Origin of the sequence: Streptomyces sp. MnatMP-M17 (assembly GCF_900091995.1) — a bacterium.
In the GTDB taxonomy this organism is placed as follows: Bacteria; Actinomycetota; Actinomycetes; order Streptomycetales; family Streptomycetaceae; genus Streptomyces.
Window position 1 is genome coordinate 1 of sequence record NZ_FMDK01000908.1, and the last position, 2,283, is coordinate 2,283.

Below are 2,283 nucleotides of genomic sequence, written 5' to 3' on the forward strand. Positions count from 1 at the left end.
ATCGCCGACCCCCCGCCGGTCCCCCGCGGCTTCGTGCCGCACCGGGGGACCGGCGGCTGCCCGCCGCCCGACCCGTCCCTTCGGGAGTCGTCATGCCGGATCCCGTCCTCTACGCCCACGCCGGCCACACCTACACCCTGACCGCGAAGCAGAAGCAGCTGCCCCACGGCAGCGCCGTGAGCGTCGCCCACGGCCCGATCAGCGCCGGCGAGCACACGGCTTGGGAGGGGGAGGACGCCGCCTTCGGCGCCGAGGTGCTCTACCACTGCGACAGCGGGCTGACGGTCATCAAGACGACCGACCCTCGTCGTCACACCCGCCGGCATCCCGGCTACACCGAGACGGTGGAAACCTCGCGCCTGACGCCTGCCTGAACCGGAGGAGCGCGCCGCGCATCGCCCACGGTGACGCGGCAAGCCCTGCTCCTGCGGTCGCGCGAACGCGGCCACAAGAAGAGCTACTGGCTCCAGGACGAAGGCGGCCCCCTCACGTCCACGCTTCAGGGCCCTACAGGCCCGGGAAGACGGCGGCTCTTCGCACGGGGCCATGTGCAACCGGGCAGGTTCAATTCCTGCCGTGGGCACCTGTACACGAATCTGGCCCCCTCCCGACGCAATGTCGGCAGGGGGCCAGATCTTCGTAGCGGGGGCGGGATTTGAACCACGCGACCTCTGGGTTATGAGCCCAGCGAGCTACCGAGCTGCTCCACCCCGCGTCGGTGCAACCACCCTACGGCATCTCCGGGCGCCGGACGCGGATTTCCTGCGAGCACAACCCAGATGACACATAAAGCTTGACCGTCGGGCTCTTTTGGGGTAGATTAATGAATCTAGCCAGCGCGGCGACGCCGAAGTGGAGGCATCCGATGACCAAGCACAGCACCCCCGTCGCCGACTTGCTGGCGGTGCCGTTGCGCTTCGCCGATGGTGACCGCGTCCGCGGCCCGCATGGCGCCTCCTGGTGGCGCGGCCTGCGCACGCCAGGCGCGTGGGAGGAGTTCCCTACGGCCGAGAAGGTCACTGTCCGGTCCGACGAGCAGGTGCGCGCCCTTCTGGAAGCGGGGGAAGACTGGCTGCTGATCCCTTTCCTGCCGCCGGTGACCGCCCCCCTCCCCGGCACCGAGTGCACTGCGGTGGAACAGATCCGCAGTCTGCAACTTGCCCCGGCGTCCGGAGCAGCCCTGTATATCGCCCACCTAGGCCGGCCGCAGTCCTTCCTCGGCGACGACCAGGGCACCTTTCGTAACGCCGCGCTCCCGGTCCGCCTTCGCCCCGCGGACGTGCGCACCACGCTGGAAGGTGTCCTCAAGCGGCACCCCGGCGCGAAGGTCACGTTCCACCGGGTCGCCGGGCGCGCCTATGCCCGATACGCGACGAGCAGCACCCTGCACACCCACATCCACCTCCTCGTCCGCTGAACCCCCTGGAGTCGTACGTGATCCGTGAAGAGCGGCTGGTCATCTCCCGCAAGCCGCACGCTGTCGACCTCGGCAGCCTCCGCGTGGAGGAACGCAATCGCGCCGACGGGACCCACTACTACGGCGGCCGGATCAACGCCCTCTGGTTCCGGCGCCGCGCCGGACTGACCGTCGCCTGCATCGGCACCCTCTGGGACTTCCAGCACGAACGTCCCGTCGGCGCCGCCGAGTTCCTGGCCGCCCACAACGACGGCCGGTACGGGCCCGACTGCGAAGGCCGCTGGGACGGCACCTCTTACTGGGGAAACGTCACCCTCGCCGTGCAGAAGCAGCACCTGGCCGTTCTCCAGCCGATGCTGGAGAACTACCCCAACCTGCCCGCCGGGTACGACGGTTGGTGGACTTTCGCCACGGCTCGGACCTGATCACGCCAGGCCCCCTCGCCGGGGCGCTGTCGATATCGGCCTCTGCGCCCATGTCTCTTGAGCTCGCACCACGTCCGACCCTGGAGGTTGTCATGGAGTACCGGTATGTCCGCGTGAGCGTGTTCGGTGTGAACCGGGCTGACTTGCGTGCCGCGGACCCCCTTACCGAAGAGGAGATCCGCAACGCCTACGGCGAGCAGCCGGTGTACATCACCAAGGACGCCACGAGCGTGGCCGTGACCTACGACGACGCGGGCCCGGTCTGTACGTACTACGCGCAGCGCCCGGCTGACTGGGCTGGGCAGGCCTAGCCCACTTGCGCCGGCCCGCCGTCGGGTGCGGGCCAGCCTGGCTGTCGTCGCCGAGCCCGCACCAACCCGGCCGGCCCGCAAGTGCTGCCGGCACCAGGCCGGACCGACGTCCGGCCTCAAGCCGCCGGTT

Annotated in this window: 4 protein-coding genes and 1 tRNA gene; 4 read left to right on the top strand and 1 reads right to left on the bottom strand. The window is 69.7% G+C overall.

Annotated elements, in window-relative coordinates; all coding sequences use genetic code 11:
• Window positions 1–92: 92 nt before the first annotated feature.
• Window positions 93–374: a hypothetical protein gene (locus GA0115259_RS33220; RefSeq protein ID WP_093603829.1), complete on the top strand. Its 282-nt coding sequence runs from the start codon at window positions 93–95 to the stop codon at window positions 372–374.
• A gap of 266 nt (window positions 375–640) precedes the next feature.
• On the opposite strand, the gene GA0115259_RS33225 is transcribed toward GA0115259_RS33220, so the two are convergent.
• Window positions 641–715 (bottom strand) — tRNA-Met (locus GA0115259_RS33225).
• A gap of 150 nt (window positions 716–865) precedes the next feature.
• On the opposite strand from GA0115259_RS33225, the gene GA0115259_RS33230 reads away from it, so the two are divergent.
• The 3 genes from GA0115259_RS33230 to GA0115259_RS33240 all read left to right on the top strand — a co-directional run bounded on the left by GA0115259_RS33230 (window position 866) and on the right by GA0115259_RS33240 (window position 2,153).
• A complete protein-coding gene (locus GA0115259_RS33230) occupies window positions 866–1,417 on the top strand; it encodes a hypothetical protein (protein ID WP_093603831.1) in 552 nt (183 codons plus the stop codon).
• A 17-nt stretch (window positions 1,418–1,434) separates the two neighbouring features.
• Complete coding sequence (locus GA0115259_RS33235) at window positions 1,435–1,842, top strand: hypothetical protein (protein ID WP_093603833.1); 408 nt, start codon at window positions 1,435–1,437, stop codon at window positions 1,840–1,842.
• Window positions 1,843–1,970: 128 nt separating this feature from the next.
• Window positions 1,971–2,153 (top strand): hypothetical protein, encoded by a 183-nt coding sequence (locus GA0115259_RS33240; protein ID WP_141716789.1) that lies wholly within the window; start codon window positions 1,971–1,973, stop codon window positions 2,151–2,153.
• Window positions 2,154–2,283 lie beyond the last annotated feature (130 nt).